This window comes from Candidatus Glassbacteria bacterium (assembly GCA_019456185.1).
In the GTDB taxonomy this organism is placed as follows: Bacteria; Gemmatimonadota; Glassbacteria; order GWA2-58-10; family GWA2-58-10; genus JAJRTS01.
In genome coordinates this window covers 15,349-36,240 of sequence record VRUH01000010.1, presented here as the reverse complement: position 1 = coordinate 36,240, position 20,892 = coordinate 15,349, and the positions used below count along the sequence as shown (strand labels likewise).

Annotated in this window: 14 protein-coding genes and 1 pseudogene (1 of these 15 only partly in view); 13 read left to right on the top strand and 2 right to left on the bottom strand. The window is 62.7% G+C overall.

Features of this window, described 5'->3' with window-relative positions; translation table 11 throughout:
• The 8 genes and pseudogenes from FVQ81_05635 to FVQ81_05600 all read left to right on the top strand — a co-directional run.
• Positions 1-487, top strand: a pseudogene (locus FVQ81_05635) (slipin family protein) (it extends 302 nt beyond the left edge of the window).
• 127 nt (positions 488-614) lie between these two features.
• Positions 615-1,940 (top strand): hypothetical protein, encoded by a 1,326-nt coding sequence (locus tag FVQ81_05630; protein MBW7996049.1) that lies wholly within the window; start codon positions 615-617, stop codon positions 1,938-1,940.
• 76 nt (positions 1,941-2,016) lie between these two features.
• Complete coding sequence (locus tag FVQ81_05625; protein ID MBW7996048.1) at positions 2,017-2,964, top strand: hypothetical protein; 948 nt, start codon at positions 2,017-2,019, stop codon at positions 2,962-2,964.
• Entirely contained in the window at positions 2,961-4,214 is a 1,254-nt protein-coding gene (locus FVQ81_05620) for a glycosyltransferase family 4 protein (GenBank protein MBW7996047.1), read from the top strand. Before FVQ81_05625 ends, FVQ81_05620 begins: the two co-directional genes overlap by 4 nt.
• 93 nt (positions 4,215-4,307) lie before the next feature.
• Positions 4,308-7,958, top strand: a complete 3,651-nt coding sequence (locus FVQ81_05615; protein MBW7996046.1) for a M6 family metalloprotease domain-containing protein — start codon at positions 4,308-4,310, stop codon at positions 7,956-7,958.
• 327 nt (positions 7,959-8,285) lie between these two features.
• Positions 8,286-9,074 (top strand): LOG family protein, encoded by a 789-nt coding sequence (locus FVQ81_05610; GenBank protein MBW7996045.1) that lies wholly within the window; start codon positions 8,286-8,288, stop codon positions 9,072-9,074.
• 27 nt (positions 9,075-9,101) lie between these two features.
• Positions 9,102-9,455 (top strand): hypothetical protein, encoded by a 354-nt coding sequence (locus FVQ81_05605; protein ID MBW7996044.1) that lies wholly within the window; start codon positions 9,102-9,104, stop codon positions 9,453-9,455.
• Between the two features lie 4 nt (positions 9,456-9,459).
• The gene (locus tag FVQ81_05600; GenBank protein MBW7996043.1) at positions 9,460-9,750 is read left to right on the top strand and encodes a hypothetical protein; all 291 of its coding nucleotides are present in this window, start codon (positions 9,460-9,462) and stop codon (positions 9,748-9,750) included.
• A gap of 177 nt (positions 9,751-9,927) precedes the next feature.
• Here the strand turns inward: FVQ81_05600 and FVQ81_05595 are convergent, their stop codons facing one another.
• Both FVQ81_05595 and FVQ81_05590 read right to left on the bottom strand, forming a co-directional pair.
• A complete protein-coding gene (locus FVQ81_05595) occupies positions 9,928-10,863 on the bottom strand; it encodes a hypothetical protein (protein ID MBW7996042.1) in 936 nt (311 codons plus the stop codon).
• A 406-nt stretch (positions 10,864-11,269) separates the two neighbouring features.
• On the bottom strand, positions 11,270-12,049 hold the full coding sequence (locus FVQ81_05590) for a TIM barrel protein (protein MBW7996041.1): 780 nt from the start codon (positions 12,047-12,049) through the stop codon (positions 11,270-11,272).
• 429 nt (positions 12,050-12,478) lie between these two features.
• Between FVQ81_05590 and FVQ81_05585 the strand changes: the two genes are divergently transcribed.
• The 5 genes from FVQ81_05585 to FVQ81_05565 all read left to right on the top strand — a co-directional run bounded on the left by FVQ81_05585 (position 12,479) and on the right by FVQ81_05565 (position 20,854).
• On the top strand, positions 12,479-14,188 hold the full coding sequence (locus FVQ81_05585; protein ID MBW7996040.1) for a 2-oxoacid:acceptor oxidoreductase subunit alpha: 1,710 nt from the start codon (positions 12,479-12,481) through the stop codon (positions 14,186-14,188).
• 22 nt (positions 14,189-14,210) lie between these two features.
• Positions 14,211-15,071, top strand: a complete 861-nt coding sequence (locus tag FVQ81_05580; GenBank protein ID MBW7996039.1) for a 2-oxoacid ferredoxin oxidoreductase — start codon at positions 14,211-14,213, stop codon at positions 15,069-15,071.
• Positions 15,072-15,219: 148 nt separating this feature from the next.
• Complete coding sequence (locus FVQ81_05575; GenBank protein ID MBW7996038.1) at positions 15,220-15,849, top strand: FMN-dependent NADH-azoreductase; 630 nt, start codon at positions 15,220-15,222, stop codon at positions 15,847-15,849.
• A gap of 452 nt (positions 15,850-16,301) precedes the next feature.
• Positions 16,302-17,606: a formylglycine-generating enzyme family protein gene (locus FVQ81_05570; protein ID MBW7996037.1), complete on the top strand. Its 1,305-nt coding sequence runs from the start codon at positions 16,302-16,304 to the stop codon at positions 17,604-17,606.
• Between the two features lie 254 nt (positions 17,607-17,860).
• Entirely contained in the window at positions 17,861-20,854 is a 2,994-nt protein-coding gene (locus tag FVQ81_05565) for a T9SS type A sorting domain-containing protein (protein ID MBW7996036.1), read from the top strand.
• Positions 20,855-20,892 lie beyond the last annotated feature (38 nt).

Below are 20,892 nucleotides of genomic sequence, written 5' to 3'. Positions count from 1 at the left end.
GGCGGTGGTGGAGGTGGAGGACTACATGTACGCCACCAGCCAACTGGCCCAGACCACGCTGCGCAGCGTGCTCGGCCAGAGCGAGCTGGACGAACTGCTCAGCGAGCGGGATAAGATCAACGACGTGCTGCAGGACATTCTCGACCGTCACACCGACGCATGGGGCATCAAGGTCTCCACCGTCGAGATCAAGCATGTGGACCTGCCCCAGGAGATGCAGCGTGCCATGGCCCGTCAGGCCGAGGCCGAGCGCGACCGCCGGGCCAAGGTGATCAACGCCGAGGGCGAGTTCCAGGCCAGCCACCGGCTGGCCGAGGCCAGCGCTGTGATCGGCGAGCACCCGATGGCCCTGCAGCTGCGTTTCCTGCAGACCCTCACAGAGGTCGCCACCGAAAACAACAGCACCATCATCTTCCCGGTGCCCATCGACCTGTTCGAGCCGTTCATTAAGAAATTAAAGGTACAGGGCGAAAAAAAGGATAGCTGAGACAGGACGCAGGCCTGGGCGGAACTGATACTTTGGTGGAATCGTCGATATCCTTCCCCCTTTGCCAAAGGGGGACGCGGTGGGTTTTTTCCGGCCAATTGCCGACAGGTGATAAGGGAAAGCCTTAATGGCGCAAGATCAGGAGTTCTCCACCCCGCCGCTGAGCGGCCACGGTGGTTACGACCAGGTAATCGACTTTTTCAGCACTATCGGTGCGCGCCGCGAAGCTGAGATGTATGTCAAAATGTTCCGCGACGTGGTCCCGTGGCGGTTCGCCGTCGTCCTGATCAGCGCCGGCAGCCTGGAGGAATCGGTGCGCGAGGTGGCGCTCGACCTGGCCTACCTGAGCGGGATGAATCTCTACCCCGTGATCGTGCTCGACAATATCCAGGGGACAGGCGGACGGCTGGTGCCCAGGGAATCGGGGGGCGGGGGCCAGAAAGAGCTGCCCCAGGGCCAGCGGATCCGCAAGCTCTCGATGGTTAACAGCAGGCTGGTCGACGAGGTCCTGTCCGCGGGCGGCCACGCGAGGGGGATTTTCAACGAAATATTCGGCCTGCGCACCCCTGCCGCCGATAACCCTGAGTTCGATTTCCGCCGCCTGGTGGAGCATATCTCCATGCAGCCGGTCAGGAAAGCCGTGCGCAATCGCCAGATTCCGGTAATCAGCCCGGTGGTGATGGACCGCAACGGCGCGATGAGGGTCGTCAGCGCGGAAAAAGTGAGCAAGGCGCTCTGCGCCAGGATCAAGCCGCAGAAGTTCATCATCATCAGCGAGCGCGAAGGGCTGGTGGACCGTGACGGCGGGCTGATCAAGAACATCATCCTGTCCACCGACTACAAGGGACTGCTCGAAAGCGGCAGGCTGGACGATCAGGCGCTGGGCCAGCTCGACGCCGGGGTGCGGGTGCTGCGCGAGGTGCCCAATCTCACTATCCAGTTCGCCTCGGCCGCCAACCTGCTGCAGGAACTCTTCACGGTCAAGGGGCGGGGCACCTATATCCGAGCCGGCCACGAGATCCGCTCGGCCACCTCGTTCAGCGAGTTGAACACCGACAAACTGCGCCGGCTGCTGGAGGACGGGTTCGGACGAAAAGTGGCCGATGATTATTTCGACGAGCCGCCGCACAGGATTTTCTACGAGCAGAACTACCACGGAGCTATCGTGGTCAAGACCCTCGAGGGCGACACGTTCCACCTCGACAAGTTCGTGGTCGGCCATCGCTGGCAGGGCGAGGGCATGGGCGCTCCGTTGTGGCGCGAGCTGACCAAGCACTACGAGAAAATTATCTGGCGGGCCAGCCCCTCCAACCCGATCAACCGCTGGTACCTCGACCAGGCCGAAGGCTTTCAGCACACCCCGGACTGGAATATCTACTGGATCGGACTCAGCCCACGCGAGGTGGGAGACTTGATCGGGCGGATATGCGCTATCCGCCGGACAGTGATCTGAACGGTAACCTCACTCGTATCCAGCGTAGCGGGGCGGCCCCACGGGCCGCCCCGCTCACTGTCTCGGGACATGGATTATGCGGGATTCCGCGGGCAATTTCTTACCGGCGATGGAGTCTATCTGCGGCGAACACCTGAGCCTGCACGACGACGAGGTCCTGCTGATTGTCGCCGATCCCTCCCGGAAGGCTCTGGCCGGAAAAATGGCCAGGGCCGCGGAAACCGCCGGCTATGGCTGCAACCTGATCGTGATCGGCGAGGTAGTCCGGGCCGGGCAGGCTCCAGCCGGCTTTACCGAGGAACTTCTGGCCGGGTTCCCGGCTGCGCTGCTGGTCACCGGCAAGTCGCTTTCACATACCGACGAGCGCCGGAAAGCCTGCCGTGAACAAAACACACGGATCGCCTCGATGCCCGGCCTGACGGACGACATCCTGCTGCACCTGTTCCGTCCCGGCTCAGCGGACGTTGTCCGCCGCAGAACAGTCGAGATGGTCGAAAGAGTAAAGGACAGCCGACGAGTCAGGGTCCGGGGACCAGCCGGCACCAGGATGGAACTTTCCGTGCAGGACCGCAAGTTGTATCTCGATACCGGGCTTTACCGCCGGCCGGGCGATTTCGGTAATCTGCCGGCGGGCGAGGTGGCCTGGTCACCCGTGCCGGGCAGCGCCTCGGGCAGGATCGTGGTGGATGTCGCTTTTGCCGGGCTGCGGGGAGTCAACGGCCTTAAGCTGACAATCGAGGATGGGGCGATTGTCGACGCCGAGGGGGCGAAAGCCCGGGAACTGATGCAAGTGCTGGCCGGAAAACCGGAACGCGTGCTGGGTGAATTCGGGATCGGCACCAACCCGCTGGCCCGCCCCGGAGCGGTTACCCTCGAGGCGGAGAAAGCGGTGGGTACGGTCCATTTCGGTTTCGGCGACAGCCGTTCGTTCGGCGGCACAAACCAGGCCTCCGGGCACTGGGACTGCGTGGTCCGGGCCGACAGCCTGGATATCGACAGCCGGGCGGTGGAGCTTGCGCCATGAAAGTGCTGATCGTCTCCTATTTCTTCCCTCCGCACGGCGGTGGAGGAGTGCTCCGGGTCGCCGAAACAGCCCGCCTGCTGGCCGGGCGCGGCTGGGATCTGACCGTAGTCGCCGGGCCGGAGGACGGCTGGTGGGTCAGCGATGAGTCGCTTGCCGGCAAGGTGCCCGAATCGATAAATGTAATTCGCCAGCACGCCGTCGGCTTGAGCGCGCTGTTCGGGATGCTGGGCCGGGGAGGCTGTCGCCGCGAGAGCGGGGTGCGCGGCCTGAAAAGCCTGGCCGCCTGGCTGCCGGTTACCGACGCGTACGCCGGCTGGTCGAAAGCCGCGGCCCGGACTGCTCTCACCGCCGGTTTTCACCCGGACTGGATCCTGACCACCAGCCCGCCGGAATCTGTCCATCTGGCCGGGATGCATCTGGCCGAACGCCTCGGGGCGCGCTGGGCAGCGGATTTCCGCGATCCCTGGACCGCGGCGATCTACCGCGGCTGCCCGACACCCCTTCACCGTCGCTGGCAGGCCGCCAAAGAGGGCAGGGTGGTTCGCCACGCCGACCTGGTGATTGCCACGAACGAGCCCGCCGCCGATGATTTCCGCGGTCGCTACCCGGATCAAGCCCGCGATAAATTCGTCTGCCTGCCCAACGGTTTCGACCCGGCCGAGTTTGAAACGCTTGACATCCGCCGTAGTTTCCGCCTACCCCTGAGCCTGATCCACGCCGGCAACCTGACCCTGGACCGCGACATCTCCGCCCTGCTCGAAGCGATCCGGCGGGTCAACCGCGACGGCCTGGTGTGCCGGCTGGAGCTTGCCGGACAGGTGACGGACCATGTCGGAAAAATGGTGCGCGAACTGGACCTGGGCGCGGCGGTGACGATCAGCGGCTATGTCCCCAGACCCGGCTTGCTGGCAAAACTGGCGGCGGCTCACGTGGGCCTGCTGGTAGAGGCGTTCCGGCCGGGCGCGGAACTGATAGTGCCCGGCAAACTCTACGATTACCTCGGAGCCGGCCTGCCCACTCTGGCTATCGTGCCGCCGGGCGCGGCGGCGGAGCTGGTTAACGGAGAACGGTTCGGTCTGGCCGCCACCGAGCCGGACCCCAACCGGCTGGAGAATTTACTGCGCCAGCTGGTTGAAAATGTCAAGCGCGGCAGACCCGCCCTTCGCCCTCCCGACCCTGTCCGCGCCGGGCAGTTCCAGCGGCCCCGGATAGTGGAGCGGTTGGCGGAACTGATGGAGTCCCATCGCTGAACGGCCGGAAATATCCCTCCAATGGCTTGTTTCTTGCACATTTAGCCTCCCTTAAACAGCAGGAAATTTCAACATTCAGTCCGCCGGTGAGCAATGAACGCGATTGCCCGTCTGGCGGGGGTTCTGCTCTTTTGCCTGGCAACGGCCGCGCGCGCTGTCGCTCCGCCGTCGCCGGGAGTGGCAACCCCTGCCGGTTTTACAGAATATTTTACCCGGTTGAACTCCGGTTACCGTGCCAACCTGGGCGGGACTGCCACAGGAAGCCGGGGCGCGCTTCTGGCCGGAGCGGCCCCCTCCGCGCTGCGGTTGCCTGTTCTGCTCGCCGCCTATTCCGACCTCCCGGCCACGGTTGCGCGCACGGAATTCGAGAACCGGCTGTTCGGCGCGCAACAGACAGGTACGATGGCCGAGTATTACGCCGAAGTCAGCCTGGGACGGTTCTCGCTCAGCGGAGAAGTCTACGGCTGGTTCACCCTGCCGGGGGGGCTGAGCGCTTACACCCGTGGGGACGCTCTGGGCGATGAGTCCCTGTTCCCGGACAGCCCGGGCGGGCTGGTGGCCCACGCCGTGCTGGCTGCCGACAGTCAGGTCGATTTCGGGCTTTACGATAACGACGGTCCCGACGGGGTCCCCAACTCCGGTGACGACGACGGGGTGGTGGACGGCCTGATAGTCGTGCACAGCGGGGGAGACGCCGCCGCGGGCGATACGGATAATATCTGGTCGCATACCGGCAGGCTGGGCGCAGACTCGGTGGTCACGTCCGATCCCGCCGCCGGGGGCGGGTTTATCCGCGTGGACCTCTACTCAATCCTGCCCGAACTGGCTGGTAACGGGAGTTCTCCCGTCCCCGGCGAGATCGGGGTGTTCTGCCACGAGTTCGGCCATCAGCTCGGCCTGGTCGACCTGTATCCTGTCGGCTACAACCAGGGCGATGACGTGACCTCGAACGGGATCGGTATCTGGGGACTGATGGCGTTCGGCACCCGGGGCGGGACCGGCTCTAACCCGGCCCGTCCCACTCACCCCTGCGCCTGGAGCAAACTGCGTCTGGGTTGGGTGGATATCGTCCACGAGGATTCTTCCGGCCCGCTGTCCCTGGCCGCGGTGCAGGCTTCCGGGCAGGTAGTGCGGGTCTGGGACAACGATGACCGCAACCTGAGCTGTTTCCTGCTCGCCCACCGCGCCAGAACCGGGTTCGACAGCTCTCTGCCGGGCGAGGGCCTGCTGGTGTGGCATATCGACGGGGCCGCGTTCGATAACGACAGCGCCGCCCGCAAGCTGGTGGACCTGGAGGAAGCCGACGGCCTGGCGCAGCTCGATTCCGGGCTTTCACTCGGTGACGACGGCGACCCGTTTCCCGGCGCCGGCGGCGCCACGGCGTTCACCGCCGCCACCAGCCCGTCCAGCCTGCGCAACGACGGCTCTCCCAGCGGGGTGTCGCTGTCCTCGATCAGTCTGGAAAGCGGACAGGCCGTCTTTACCCTCTCCCAGCCTGGGCGCACCCGGCTGACTATTTCCTACGACGAGCACGGGCCGGACCCGGATCGCGGTTTCGGCTACGACAACAACCTGGCCCACGGCGCGGTGGTGTTCACCGCCCCGGTCAGCGGGGTGCTCGAGGCGGTCAGCACGGTGTTTATTTATCCTGACATGAGCTATGAACTGGCGGTTTTCGGCGGCCACGACCGCGGGCTGCTGAACTGCCCGCTCACGCTGCAGAGCGGACAAGCGCCGGCTACAGGCTGGCAGGCTGTCGAGCTGGACGATCCGGTTTATCTGGAGGCCGGCGACTCGGTAATCGTTGACCTGGCCTGGCGCGCATCCGCTTTCGACCACGGCTGGCCGCTGCCCTTCGACCCGACCGGCAGCCCGTCGGGCAGAAGCTGGGTCAGCCTCTACGGGATAGGGAATTACGACAGGTTCGAGTATGACATAGCTCTGCGGGCGCTGCTGCGGCCCGTAACGGATCCGGGAGACGCGCTCATCCTGAGCCGGGAAATGGAACTGCTGGACACCGAGGTGAATTTCGGCCGGACATTCAGCGGCGAGACATACACGGCGTCCCTGCCGATCGCCAACACCGGCCGCCGCCCGCTCGACCTGACCGCACCGTCGCTGACCGGAGAGGCTTTCAGCCTGTTGTCAGCGCCGGCGAGACTGGACTGCGGGGTCGACGACTCCCTGGTATTCGGGTTCATTGCCGGTCAACAGGGGCAGTTCACCGGCCGGATAGCGCTCGCGATAGCAGGGGAGGGCGAAGAACTGGAAGCCACTCTGGAAAGCGAGGTGGCGGGCTGGAGTTTGCGCTACGATTCGCTGGATGTCCCGACCGGCTATGCGGCGTTCACCGACGCCGCCCACGGGGCCGTCAGGTTCGACATGCCCGGACGCGCGCTGGTCGCCGGTATCCGCACCTACTGCCTGCGCGACTCGATGACACTCAGTTTGAAAATCTGGGCGGGTGTCGGTAACGGCGGCGGCCGCTGTCTGGTGGCTCAAACCGCGGCCGATACCCTGCTGCCCGTTGTTGGCTGGCACCAACTGTTCCTGCCGGTTCCTGTCGATGTGGACAGCGGGGACACGTTTATCGCCGATATCCGCTATGCTACCCCCGGAGTCGCGTTCAGTGAGCTGATCCCGATCGACACGACGCGCCCGGTGGTGAGCGCGTCGTATTACAACGTCCGCGAAAGTGAAAACTGGATCGCCGCCCGTCATCCCGTGGCTGTCAGGGCCCTGCTGATGCCGTCGGACAGCTACCGGGGCGAGGTGGTCCTCAAGCGCGCGCAGGCCGACCTGCCCGAGGGTGAATTGGTGCTGGAGGACATCCGGGTCAACGATCCGTCAACCGGCGGTCTCTGGCTGGTGAACCGCGGGACGGCGGTCCTGACCGCGGACCTTGTGCTGAGCCCGGACGGCGACAGTTGCGCGTTCACCCTGTCCGATTCATCGGTGGCGGTGGCCTGCGGAGATTCGATCCGGCTGGAGATTGGCTGCACCGCGTACTCACCGGGCGTGCACACCGCCCTGCTCGAAATTAACGCCGGCGACACCCTGCTGGCGGTCCAGGTGACCGCGCTGGCGGGATCGTTTGAGCTGGGATACGACGAGGGCGGCCACACCGCCACGGCCGGGTTCAAGGATACGACCGCCGCCGCCGCGGTGGTGCTGGGAGCGCCGTGGGACGGCACCCTGAGGTTGGCCCGCTTTTTTATCAGCCAGTCGCCATCCCGCGTGCAGGCAATCCTGTTCGGCGCACTCGGCGAGGGCGCAACCCCGGTCGACTCGCTGGCCTCCTCGGCCGACAGCCTGTTCACCGCGGCAGGCTGGCACGAACTGGCGATCAGCCCCGAGGTGGCGTTCGAGGCCGGAGACAGTTTCGTGCTGGCGGCCGTGTTCACCGTTCAGGGCGAGTATCCACTCCCGATAGACAATCGCGGCGAGCCCTCCGGACTCAGCCTGGCGGCCGGAAGCCTGGCCGGACCATGGGAGTTCCTCGATTTCGACCTCAACCTGCGGGCGGTGCTTTCGTCGGCTGCGGGGAGGCCGTACCCGGTGGCGGCCAGCGGTGACCTGGACGGTAACGGGCGGGTGGATATTTTCGATCTGCTGAGCTTGCTCCAGGTGCTGGGCGGCAAACCGGACACGTCCGGGGCGGGCGATCTGGACGGCAACGGCCGGGTCGATATCTTCGACCTGATCGAAATCCTGCGTTTACTGCGCAATCCATCCGAGGGCTGATCAACCTGTTTGACAGCGACTGCGGGGACTAGTACATTACAGTAGCACGGATGCTGATGTAATGTCGTATCGTGTTGAAATTGTTGATGTTAGTTTATCCGTGCAACCGATGTTCGCCCGTTGCCCGGCCGCGGCTCTCCTCAGTTGCAGGGGGGATTTTCTCCGTCTATGGCAGAGCATATCAGACGTTCCGCCCGCAAGCATTTCGTTCCCCGCGAGTTCCTTCTGTCCCCGGATGCACAACCTGTTCGCGAAGTAGCCCGGAGCGTTTATCCGTTTTACCTCAGGGCCTGCGAGCGCCGCGGTGAGAAGGTGACCCTCTCGCCCATGCCCGTGCTTGACGACAAGTACATGAACAGCCACGAGGCGCGCTGGGTCAGGATTCTGGCGGAGACAACTTATGCCCAGGTGCGGATGAAAGCCCTGGGAGTTCATAACACGGTTGTCTTTTACGGCTCGGCCCAGATCTCCTCTCCCGAGCAGGCGGCCGAGCTGCTCCAGGCGGCACGGGAATCAGGAGACAAGCGGAAACAGGCGCGGGCTGAGAAGATCAACGAGGTTTCGGCCTACTACGAGGACGCCCGTCAACTGGCGGCCCGGATTACGAGCTGGGCGCTCGAACAGGGTACGCCGGAATCGCCCCAGCCTTTCGCAATCTGCACCGGCGGCGGACCATCGATCATGGAGGCCGGCAACCGGGGCGCAGCCGAGGTGGGCGGTAAGTCGGTGGGGCTGAATATCTATCTGCCCCACGAGCAGGCCCCCAATCCGTATATTTCGCCGGAATTGAATTTCCACTTCCACTACTTTTTTACGCGCAAGTTTCATTTCCTGTACAGGGCCAAGGCGCTGGTGGTGTTTCCCGGCGGCTATGGGAGCCTGGACGAGCTGTTCGAGGTGCTGAACCTGATCAAGACCGAAAAGATTATCAAGCAGATCGAGGTTATTCTTTACGGCAGCGAGTTCTGGAAAAACGTGGTCAATTTCGATTACATGGTCGAATACGGCACGATCAACCAGGCCGATCTGGAGATGTTCAGTTATGCCGACACCGTGGACGAGGCTTTCGACCTCCTGAGTGTCCATTTGAAACGCTATTTGCCTAAAGAGAAATAGTGCGGAAAGCGGGAAAGGTTGTTCAGCATGCATTGCAGGCACTATGAAAAACAGACCAGGGGCGGGACCACCGAGGTGGAACTGGATGGTCTGACCTGTTTGCAGGCCGACCACTGCCGGCGCAAGGGAATCTGCGTGCTCTCACCGTTCAGCAAGCTTGAACTGGCCCAGGGAGTGAAAGAAACGGCAGGGGAGCCGCAGGCGGAGAATATCAGAGACCTGGAGACATATTTCGAAGTCCTGCGATTCAGGAATGCCCTGGGCTTCCAGTGGCAGAGAATCGATGATTTCACCGAGGCGGTGAAAGCCGCCGGCAAATACCGCGAGCGCGGACAGCCTAAGGTCGTCCGCCGCGTGGAGATTTTCCAACTCCCGGATTGATCCCATGTCCGAGCGAGACCCTAAAACAGCGATGCTGCTTGCCGAAAGAATGGTGGGTTCATTTTTCACCGGGCTGAGCACTCAGGAGCGGAGGGCCGTGCTGGCCGGAGGCGCCGGCGTCGGTGCCGGTAATTCGCCCCTGTTCTCGTTGCTCTCCTACACGTTCGACGTGTACCTAGATTGCGTGGAGCTGCCCGAGGAGAAGGCCCGCGGGTTTTTCGCCTTGGCGGTGAAAAAGAAGCTCGAGGAGTTCCGGCGCGAGGCGGGACTCGAGGTGCAGAGCAGAGGAAAGTGACCGGCGAGCGCTACCGGGAGCACCCGGCTTGTTTGTCCGCGGGAATCTCGAAATAGCAAACCTGATTCATCACTCCTCCTGTCTATCTTGCGTCCGCACCCTGCGAGCTTGATACAAGAAAAAGGCGCGCGGGATATCCCGCGCGCCCTGACGTGCTCTGAACTTGTCTAGACCGCTCTATTCCACGCTGAAGCGGAACTGTTCCACCCGGTCGTCGGGCGAAAACTCGTAAATCCAGTGATTGCCCCCGGCGGTGGGGAAATAGTCGGTGATTGCCGAGCCGCCTGTCGAGCGGTTCTCGAGATCGAACCCGGCCAGCGCGCCGGCTGCTTTCTGGCCGAACGCGGTGATATAGTAGTAATAAAGTATCCCAACGTTGGGTGCCAGGTAGGTTTCTATCCTGCCCTGTCCCTGGTTGGCGATCCCGGTGATCTTGATCACGTCGTCCCAGCTGCCGATTGCCGTGCCGCTTTCCTTGAGGCTGCGGGTGCCCAGGTATTCGATCCGGTAGGTGAGGATTTCCTGGAACTCCGTTCCCGGCCCCTGGCTGACATTGATCGGCGGACCTTGCCAGCTTTTGGTGGTGTCCGTGGGATAGCCGATATAGGGTTCGGCCAGCAGCGTGGTCATCAGGTCGGTGGCGAATCCGCTGAACGGCATACGGATAGCCAACTGGTTGAACCGGTTGACCCTGACGAACTTGAACGAGCCGGGCGGCTGCTCGCGCACACCTTCCCAGTCGAACGTTTCACCGATTCTCAGCCGGCCGCTCTGTTTGATCACTTCCACCGCGCCGGCCAGGTTCTCGAGGGTGCTGCTGCCCTGGTTGGCCCCGCGGAACAGCCAGCCGCCGGTGCTGCGCCAGTCGGCATCGATCCGGAAATTCAGCGACAGGCCCATGCTGGCGCTGGTAATGCGTGTTGCCGTCCGCTCATCCCCGCTCAATTCAACCAGTTTGAAACCAGAGGACAGGGTGATCGGCTGCCTGTTTGCATCGAGATAGTTGTCCCACCAGTGATCCTGCCCGATATTGCTGCCGGGGTCGACCACGCCCCCGCCGCCGTCGCTGCCGCATCCCGCGGCCAGCACGCCGGTCAGCGTTACCGTTACCAACAGCTGTTTCCACCCAGGTAACATTTACACTCCCTTAATTGTAATCGAATAAGCGTCTACGAATAATCTACGGCAGCAGGATCGACAAAACTGGGATGACCGCTCGCACCTCTTCCCGACCGGATGGTAAGTTGCAATTCAACGGCCGGCGCGGCGCGGTTCTTTCCCGTCCGGGCCGCCGGATACCGGTTTACCGCTGTTGACCCGCCGTGCTGGAAAACGGCCGCTTACGAGCGGGGGGGAGCAGGCCATTTTACCCCGCCGGCGGGATATGAGCGCGGAAAACATTCGCCTGTCGTTCATCTCGGCACCTCCTTGCAGCGGCAAATTCGCCGGGACACCAGGTTTCTTACACGGCGATACCATTGCAAGATTCGCGCCTGTTGAGAATAACTCTCAGCTCTTCCTAGATCCTGTCCTGGTAGGCCAGGAACAGCGCGCGGTAGTATTTCATCACCCGCAACGGGTCGCTGCTGGCCGGGATTTCGGCGCAGCAGTAACCGTTGTAGCCGATCCCGCCCAGCAGACTCAGGAACTTGCGAAAAGGATAAGTCTCCAGGAACAGGTCGCGCATGTGCACGAAATGGATCGAGTCTGCCAGCAGCCTGAAATTTTTCTCCAGTCCGCCGTCTTCCAGATCGTTGTCGTTGCAGTTCCAGTTTGTATATACGTTCGGGCTTTCGCACTGTTCCATGATTGCGTGAAACACCGGAATCCGGCTTGTGTCTCTGCCGTGGACCTCCACCCTGATCTCGATCCCCACATCGGCCGCCGCCCCGCCCACTTCGGTCAAACCGGCTGCGATCTGGGCGATAGTCTTTTCCCGCGGGATTCCCTTGTCTTCGTGCAGACGGTTGGGCCGCACCTTGATCCCGTCACAGCCCATCTCGGCGGCCAGCCGGGCGAATTCCTTGGTCCCCTCGATATTCTTTTTCAGCTCGGCAGGGTCGGGGCTGTCGTACTCGAAAGCGCTGCCCAGGCTGGCCAGCCGCACCGGCGAGGCCTCGAACATGGCGCGGATCTGCCCGCGCTCTTCCCTGCTGAGAGTGATCTCGACCCCGTGGGCGTGGGTGGTGCGCAGTTCCACGGCCTCGAATTTGGCCTCCGTGCAGTTCTCGATAATTGTCGGAACGTCCCATTCATGGGCCAGCAGGTAGGTGACCAGCCCTACTTTGGGACCGCCCATCTGCGCTTTGGTGGTGGAGCCTCCAAGCTCGGACAGTCCGGCCGCGGCGACCGCCGCCGGCAGTGCTGCGCCAAATAACTCGCGGCGAGTGATCCCTGACATTTTTCGCTCCCTGCTATGGTTGATTCCGGGTTTGCCCGGTTACAGAAAATCCGGCAGCATAAAAACTAAATTAAGCCATTTCCCCGTCTCCCACAAGCCGTGCTTTAACCGGTGTTGCGCGTTCAGGCGACTATTAATCTCAAGCCGGCGGGACGACTTGATTTTTGCCGGACCTGCTTTTATCTTACAATCTCCACTTTGCGGATGATTTTCAAAGTTGTTTTCGGGTCGGATGTTTGTCGCGCCTTGCATGGCGCGGCTGCACCCGCCCGCTGATTTTTAGAGGATCAAGTCCGAAATCTCAAAGGTAAACCGGAAAAAGGGAAGCTGGTGGCACAGGAAATATCGATACTCCTGGGCGGTACGGCCGGGCAGGGTTTGCAGACGATGGGGGCGGTGATCTCCAGGTCGCTTTCGAGGCTTGGGTTCCACGTGTTCGCCCTGCAGGACTACGAATCCAGGATCAGGGGAGGGCAGACGTTCTTCCTGCTCCGCGCCGCCGACCGCCGGGTGGAGGCCCATGTCGACCCCGTCGACATTATCGTGGCCCTGGACGAGAGCACGATCAGGAGCCAGCAGCCGCGGCTCAAGGACGAGGGCGTGATCATCTACGATGCAGACAAGATCAAGACCGGCTACGCGGGCGAAAATTTTCTCCCGCTGAAACTGACCTCGATCAGCAGGGAAAACGGCGGGACCGCCGCGATGGCCAACACGGTGGCGCTGGGCGCTGTCTGGTCGATGATGGGCTTGGAGCGCGACGAGGTCCACGGGGTGCTCGATTCGTTTTTCGGCCGCAAGAGCCAGGAAATTGTCGAGAAAAACTGCGCCGTGTTCGACGCCGGCTACGAGCTGGGCGGGCAGAAGCGCAAAGATTGTTTCGTGATGAAAGCCCCGGGAGAGGGCGGCCGGATGGTGATTTCCGGCACCGAGGCAGTGGGGCTGGGAGCGCTGGCGGCCGATGTCCGGTTCTACAGCGCCTATCCGATGACCCCTGGTACGGGCGTGATGGAGTTCATCCAGAACCACAGCAAGGAGTACGCAGTGGTGGTGGAGCAGGCCGAGGACGAGATCAGCGCGATGAACATGATTGTGGCCAGCTCCTTCATGGGCGTGCGCAGCATGACCGGCACCTCGGGCGGCGGATTCAGCCTGATGGTGGAGGCGATGGGCCTGGCCGGCTGCGTGGAAGCGCCGGTGGTGATCTACGAGTCCCAGCGGCCCGGACCGGCCACCGGCATGCCGACCCGCACCGAGCAGGGCGATTTGCTGTTCGCCATTTTCGCCTCCCACGGCGAGTTTCCCCGCGTGGTGCTGGCGCCAACCGAGCCGGAGGACGCGTTCAGGATTACCGCCGAGGCGTTCAATATCGCCGACCGCCTGCAGACCCCCGTGATCCTGTTCAGCGACCATCACCTCTCCAGCAGCTATTGGACAATCGACGGGCTCGATACCGACGGCGTTACGGTCGACCGGGGCAAGCTGGCGAGCAGGGAGGAACTGGACAGCGGCGCCGAATTCAAACGCTACCTGCTGACCGATGACGGCGTCAGTCCGCGGGCCTGGCCCGGACAGGGCACGGCTCTGGTGGTCTCCAGCGGTGACGAGCACGACGAGACCGGGCATATCACCGAGGACGAGGCTCTGCGCACGGCGATGGTGGACAAGCGCTGGAGAAAGCTCGACCTGCTGAAAGATTACCCCGGCCTGCGTACCGATATCCAGGACGGAGCGGACACGGTGCTGGTGGGCTGGGGCAGTTCCTGGGGCGCGCTCAAGGAAGCGGTCCGCGAGCTGCGCGGAAGCGGCAGAAAAATCTCGCTGGTGCAGTTGACCATGCTCTGGCCCTTCCCGGCCGAACAGTTCGTGCCGCTGGTGGAAAACTGTAAAAATGTGATTGTCGCCGAGCTGAACAGTATCGGCCAGCTGGCGCGGCTGATCCGGATGGAAACCGGGATCGCCGCCACGGACACGATTCTCAAATACGATGGCCGGCCGTTCAGTGTCGATGACATCCTGAAACATTTCAACAGGTAAAACAAGTAAGGAGACCGGCTGGATGGTAACCGCAGCAGATTATCAGGGGATGGACACCACCTGGTGCCCCGGATGCGGAAATTTCGCCATCCTCAACGCGCTCAAGCAGGTGCTCGCCGCGCTGGACCTTCACCCGCACCAGGTAGTACTCTACTCGGGTATCGGCCAGGCGGCCAAGCTCCCGCTGTACATGAAATGCAACATGCTCAACGGCCTTCACGGCCGCACGCTCACCTACGCCACCGCCTCGCAGTTCGTCGACCCGGAGATGGTCACAATCGCGGTGGGCGGCGACGGCGACGGGTTTGCCGAGGGCGGCAACCATTTTCTGCACGCCATCCGTCGCAACCCCAACATGGTCTACCTGGCTCACAACAACCAGGTTTACGGCCTGACCAAGGGCCAGGCCTCGCCGACCAGCGAGCACGGCATGGTCACCTCCACCACTCCCGAGGGTGTCTACCACGGCCGTTTCAACCCGGCCGCCGTGGCTGTTGCGCTCGACTGCAGCTGGGTGGGGCGCACCCACACCGGCGATATGAGACACATGATCGCGATGATGGACGAGGCGATCAACCACCGGGGATTCGCCATGCTGGAAGTCATGCAGCCCTGCGTTACCTACAATAAAATCAATACCCTGAAATGGTATCGCGAGAGGTCCTACCAGCTGGATGAAGACGGGGGGTTCGATCCCACCGACCGGATGGCCGCCATGACCAAGGCGTTTGAATGGGGCGAGCGTTTCCCGATCGGACTGCTGTACAAAAACGAAAAGCGCCCGGTGATGATGGACAACGTGGGCGTGCTGGCTGATGGTCCGCTCAACCGCCGTGAAGCCGCGGTCAACGACGTCAGCGGACTGCTGGAGAGTTTTCGCTGATGCGGACCATAGTTCCCTGACACATACAAGCGGCATTTTCGAACGATCCGCTGCCGGTTTGGTTTCGATTAATTGCCTCGTGGACTTGAATTTATATTTGTTTTATTGTATTATTATCTGACCATCCTCAAACCCGGTCGGCTGCCAGTTGACAACAATATTGCATATCAAGGCCAGTCCCCGGGGTGAAGGATCGTATACCGCGCGGGCGGCGGACAAGTTCCTGGAAATGTATCTGGCCGCCAAGCCGGACCATGAGGTCCGGGTGCTCGACCTGACCACGGCCGAGTTGCCGGAATTTGACAGCGGTGCAGCACGCTGCCTCGGCAGACTGCACCGGGGCGAGGAATTGACCGGGGATGACGCGGTTATCTGGGGCGGTATCGAACGGGTAATCGATGGGTTCAAGGCCGCAGCGAAACTTGTTATCAGCTGCCCGATGTGGAATTTCACGGTCCCGTACCGCCTGAAACACTACATCGACATTGTCGTCCAGCCCGGCTACACGTTCGCCTACCGCGACGGCAGGCAGGTGGGGCTGGTCACAGGCCGGCCGGCCAGGATATTCATGGCCCGCGGCGCAGAGTATGGGCCGGGATCGGGAAGGGAAGACAGGGACTTTCAACAGCCGTATCTGAAAGAGATCCTGAAGTTCGTCGGCTACACGGATATCAGGACTTATCTGATCGAACCGACCGGCCGCAAGGGTCCCGAGGCGGCCGAGCAGGCTCTGGAACGGGCGGTGGACGAGGCGTTGCGGGAACTGGCTGAGTTCTGACTGATTGATATCTGTTAAACCCTGAACTGACCCGCACTCGGGTGCATGCGGCGGGTGGAGCGGAAGTGGAACAGGAGTATTTTAAAATCCTCAAGCGCGAACTTGACAAGTCGGGCCAGGCGTCCAGGATTAATTGCGACGAGTGTCAGCGTCCCTGCACCAAAAGCAGGGAGGAAATAGTCGAGTGCCTGGCGAACCTGATGACTATCGAGTTCCTGCTGGATCATAGCTGAAACTGGAAAGAGCTGTCCCCACCCGGTACCAATTCCCCCCCCAGGTCCGTTTGCCTTACCTGTTATCGCTAGCCCCTTCCCGGCCGATGCGCCTAGTTTGCCATTGTCGGGGTGGTACAGTTTGCTTGACTCCCCCGTGGGACGGGCTTTATCTTTCGGCTTGCGAGGTGTGGATGGCGTGGTTATTGGTAATTGTTTGTCATTTAATCAGTTGTGATAATGCCCTGGTGTTCGGCGGCGTCGGGATATGAGTTGATGAGCGATTCATTCCTCAATACATTGCTCCGCTGGCCGGCCCGGTTTATCCGGCCGGCGTTTTTCTTGGCTCTGCTGACAGCTCTTTCCTGTTCGGAGGACCTGCCTATCGAGCCGGAGGACAGCGGGTTCAGCTCGGCCGGTATCAAGCTCAACGTCGATGCGGTCACATTCAGCCCAACCATTCTCGGCCGCGCCGATACGTTCAAGCTGGAAATCGAATACGGCGACACGGTGGACCTGATGCTGCTGATGTCGCTCAGCGACCCCGGCCGCTTCACCGCCGCGCCCGACAGCTTCTATTTCACCAAGCGCAAGAAAACTCTCAGCGTAACACTCACCTACGCTCCCGCCTCGGCCGGTCAGCCCGACCTGGGAATGCTCTACCTGGTAACGCTCAACTTCCCGGATACGGTCACCGGCCTGCCCGACACTCTCGGCGGGGATTCCCTCCGCTTATCGGGGATCGGCACCGACAAGTTCCTGGACCTGGAGCTCAATTTCATCCGTGGCGGCACGTTCAGCATGGGTGTCGATTCCGTCACGGCGCTGAACGATCTCGGTAAGCGGGACCAGTGGGGCGAGCACGACGTCACCCTCAGCGACTTCTTTATCGGACGTTACGAGGTTACCAACCTGCAGTATTACGAGTTCTGGAGCGAGGTCAAGCCGGAGTACACTCCCGAGGACACCGCCGTGATCGGAACCTGGCCCCAGGTGGCCCTGCAGAAACCGAATTTCCCGGCGGTGGGAGTTAACTGGGATGACGCCATGGCGTTCTGCCGCTGGATGAGTCTGCGCACCGGCGAGCGGTACACTCTGCCCACCGAGGCCCAGTGGCAGTACGCGGCATCCGGCGGAACAGCCCGGCCCTACCCCTGGTCGGTGCTTGACGGCAGCGCCGCGGACCCGGCCGATACTCTGGATCCGGGACCCCTGGCCAACACTCTGCTTGGCGGCGATGGCTACACGTTCACCGCCCCGGCCGATGCATTCGAGGCCGGAGCCGGCGCGTTCGGTCCGCTGAACATGGCCGGCAATGTCTGGGAATGGTGCCTCGACTGGTACGATCCCGATTATTACCGCGCGGATTACGAAACCTGGATCGATCCGCAGGGGACCCGGGACCCGGAGCATGCAGTCTTCAAAATCATTCGCGGCGGGAGCTGGCGGGAGGCTCTCAGCCAGGCGACCTGTACCAACCGGGCCGCCCTGTCTCCGGAGAACAAGGAGTTTAACACCGGATTCAGGGTTGTCAGGCTGCCCTAGCGTTGTGTCCCGGAAGTACTTATGTAATAATACGACGGGCAGGTAATGGTTCGAACAACTCGAGCAGAAATCCCCCCTGGCCCCCCTTTGGCAAAGGGGGGAAGCAAGTCCCCCTTAATAAAGGGGGTGCCTGCGCAGCAGGCGGGGGTTGTTATCCCCCTTTCGTAAAGGGGGATCGAGGGGGATTTATAATCCGCTTTATTTGTACTTTATTTGCAGGATACTACACTAGCGCTTCCGGCACAAAGGTAAACGTGAAAACGAGATATATTGCATATCCGGCCATCCTGGCCGCGGCTGTGCTGGCGCTGGCCCAGCAGCCGGTTCCCCTACCGGTGGTGGTCAATGAAGAGCCAGCCGGCGCGCAGACCGCTCCGGTGGTGATATCGAGCGGAACCGGCTCGATCCTGGTGGCCTGGCGCGACAGCACTGTCGAGTCCGAAGCGATCCGCCTGCAGGGTTTCGACAGGCTCGGACACCGTCTGGGCCCGGTGCGCGAGGCCTCGGACCAGGTTTCGCCTGCCGTGTCCAATCCCTGCCTGTCGGCCAACGTGGTCGGAGGGGCGGTGCTGAGCTGGCAGGAGCGCCTGGCCTCGATTGACAAGGTGGTCTTCCGCAGGCTGAACAGCGATGGCTCGCCCCGCACCGGCGTGCTGCCTCTGTCTACTCTCAGGCTGATCAGCGGTACCGACCCGGCGGTCGGAATCGACTCGCTGGGCAATGTGGCGCTGGTGTGGGCGGCGCGGGTCAACGGCAGCGACAGTGATATCTACGGCAACTTTTTCGAGTTCGGCGACACCACCGGGACGGCCAACCAGGACACGCTGGCGTTCGGCTGGATCGGCGAGGTGCAGATCAACGAAGTCGACGAGGGCGAGCAGACAGCCCCGGCGGTGTATGTGGACCGCAAGGGCCGGGTGCTGGTCGCCTGGCGCGATACCCGCCCCGACAGCATGGGTATTTTCTGCCGCGCGTTCTCCAGCCGCGGCGAGCCGCTGGGATCGTTCCGGCTCAACGATACTCCGCCAGGGGAAATCACCGCCATCACCGCACCGGCGGTAGCGGGCGGCGGCCGCGGTTTCAATTTCTCCACGTTCATGGTTTCCTGGGTCGAGACCGATACCCTGGATCGTAACCGGCTGATCCTGGCGAAAATCGACTTGGAGCTTTTTTCCATTCCGCCCATCGCGGTGGTGGACACCCAGTTTACCCAGATCGTGAGGTCGCGGACCGGTCTGGAGTTCGAGACCCCGGCCCTGGGGGGCGACGACGATGGCAGCGTGGCGCTGGTCTGGACCGAACTGGAAGCCGGGCAGGGACAGCTCTACGGGGTGATGTTCAATTCGTCGAGCGATATTCGCCCGCCGGCCCTGCGTCTTACCTCGTCCGATCCCGGTTTCGGCGTGCCCGCCCTGCATCCGTCAGTGGGAGTAAACGAGGGCGGCTCGTTCGCGATGGCCTGGGAGGACACCAGCGGCGGCGACCCTGATATCCGCCTCCAGCGTTACAGTGCAACCGGTGCGGTGGATCAGCCGGTCTACTCCTCGCCCGGCGCGGGCGGAGGAGACAACCGGTCGGTCAGGTTTCTCGGCAGGCCCTCGCGTGGCTACGAGATGTACTGGGAGCACGACAATGGCGTTACCCTCCAGCTCTTAAGCGTTCGCTATGATTTCGCCGGACGACCGCTGGCGGCCCCGGCCGCGGTCTACCCGATCGCCGGCAGCCAGCGCCGTCCGGTCACAGCCGACAGCCGCTCCGGAACCCAGCTGCTGGCCTGGGAGGAACATGTCGGCAACAGCTACCGGGTGATGGCAACGATACTGCGCGAGGACGGCAGCGTGTTGCGCGAGCCGTTCCAGGTCGCTATTACCTCCACCGCTCATCTCGGCTCACTGGCCGCCGCCGCCGGCAATAACGGAGACTTGTTCCTGCTGTGGGAACGCTGGAACCAGTCCTCGGGCGCGCCGGACCTGGTACTCGCCAGGCTGGACAGTCTGGGTAATGCCCGGGGTTCTGCCGTAACTGTGGCCCCGGCGTCCGGCGGTGGCGGCAGGCTGGCCTCGGCGGCAGTCTCCCCGCAGGGCAACCTGATGGTCTCCTGGCGTCAGGGAGCTGCTGCGGGCACTAACGCGCAGATCAGGGCCAGGGTTTACGCTCCCTCCGGCGCTACCCTCCGCGAGAGGATAACTGTCAGCCGCGATACGGTGGAATATGTGGGCGGATTATCAAGGCCGGTCGTGGCCTCCAGCGATTCCAGCGGGAACTTTCTGGTGCTGTGGCAGGAGTTTTACAGCGACCGCAACCTGCTTTATTACCGGCTCTACGACAGCGCGGGCGACAGCCTCCAGCTGCCCGGCGGGCAATGGCGGGCGCGCCTGGGTTCTTCGGCGAACCAGAACGACGGCGACCGGGCCTACAACAGCCCGGCCGTCGCGGTCGACTCCGCCGGCGGTTTCCTGGTGCTGTGGTCGGAAACCGACCCCACCGGCACAGCGGGGCTTTACGGCGCCCGGCTCGATCCCCGCGGCGCTGCCAGCGGCTCCCAGTTCCAGGTACCGGGCGTTCGGCTGGCCTCACTACCGGTAATAAGTATTCTCGATGGGCAGAGAGTGGCGGTGGCCTGGCAGGACACCCTGGGCGACAGGATCGGTTTTCTCGCCGTTCAGTTGCATTTCCATTCCGTGCTGGGCAGGGTGCTGCTGGCCTCGGCTGCGGGCAGCGAGCGTAGTTTGATGGTCCACGTGGACGGGGTCTCGACCGACTCCGCGGCGTTGGCTCCGGATGGCTCGTTCCGTTTCGAGTACCTGCTGGGCGGCAGTTACCGGGTGTGGGTCAGCGCCGATGGAGCCGAACTGCCGGGAACCTCCGGGGAGATCGTGCTGAGCGCCACTGACCCGCCGGTGGTGGATATCGGCATAACCGCCGACCTGCGCGGCCTTGCCCCGCCGCTGCCCTCGGCCGGCCGGATCGGCCTGGCGCAGAACGTGCCCAACCCGTTCAACCCCTCGACCACGGTCAGTTTTACCGTAGCCGAAAGCGCCGGTCCGGTAATGGCGCGACTGGCGGTTTACGACCTCCGCGGCGCACTGGTGCGCAATCTCCTGGATCGTACCGTGGAGCCGGGAATGCACCGTCTGGAATGGGACGGACGCGACCAGCGGGGAAGACAAGTGTCTTCGGGAGTATATTTCCTGCGCCTCTCGGCCGGGGGAGAAAGTCGCGTGCGCAAGATGGTTTTACTCAAGTGACTCGCTAAGAGGAAAGTTTGTTTGAGATGGGAGTATCG

Coding starts and splice junctions, on each gene's coding strand:
- FVQ81_05630 (MBW7996049.1), top strand. CDS start 615: ATGGCGCAAGATCAGGAGTTCTCCACCCCGCCGCTGAGCGGCCACGGT.
- FVQ81_05625 (MBW7996048.1), top strand. CDS start 2,017: ATGCGGGATTCCGCGGGCAATTTCTTACCGGCGATGGAGTCTATCTGC.
- FVQ81_05620 (MBW7996047.1), top strand. CDS start 2,961: ATGAAAGTGCTGATCGTCTCCTATTTCTTCCCTCCGCACGGCGGTGGA.
- FVQ81_05615 (MBW7996046.1), top strand. CDS start 4,308: ATGAACGCGATTGCCCGTCTGGCGGGGGTTCTGCTCTTTTGCCTGGCA.
- FVQ81_05610 (MBW7996045.1), top strand. CDS start 8,286: ATGCCCGTGCTTGACGACAAGTACATGAACAGCCACGAGGCGCGCTGG.
- FVQ81_05605 (MBW7996044.1), top strand. CDS start 9,102: ATGCATTGCAGGCACTATGAAAAACAGACCAGGGGCGGGACCACCGAG.
- FVQ81_05600 (MBW7996043.1), top strand. CDS start 9,460: ATGTCCGAGCGAGACCCTAAAACAGCGATGCTGCTTGCCGAAAGAATG.
- FVQ81_05590 (MBW7996041.1), bottom strand. CDS start 12,049: ATGGGCGGTCCCAAAGTAGGGCTGGTCACCTACCTGCTGGCCCATGAA.
- FVQ81_05580 (MBW7996039.1), top strand. CDS start 14,211: ATGGTAACCGCAGCAGATTATCAGGGGATGGACACCACCTGGTGCCCC.
- FVQ81_05570 (MBW7996037.1), top strand. CDS start 16,302: ATGCCCTGGTGTTCGGCGGCGTCGGGATATGAGTTGATGAGCGATTCA.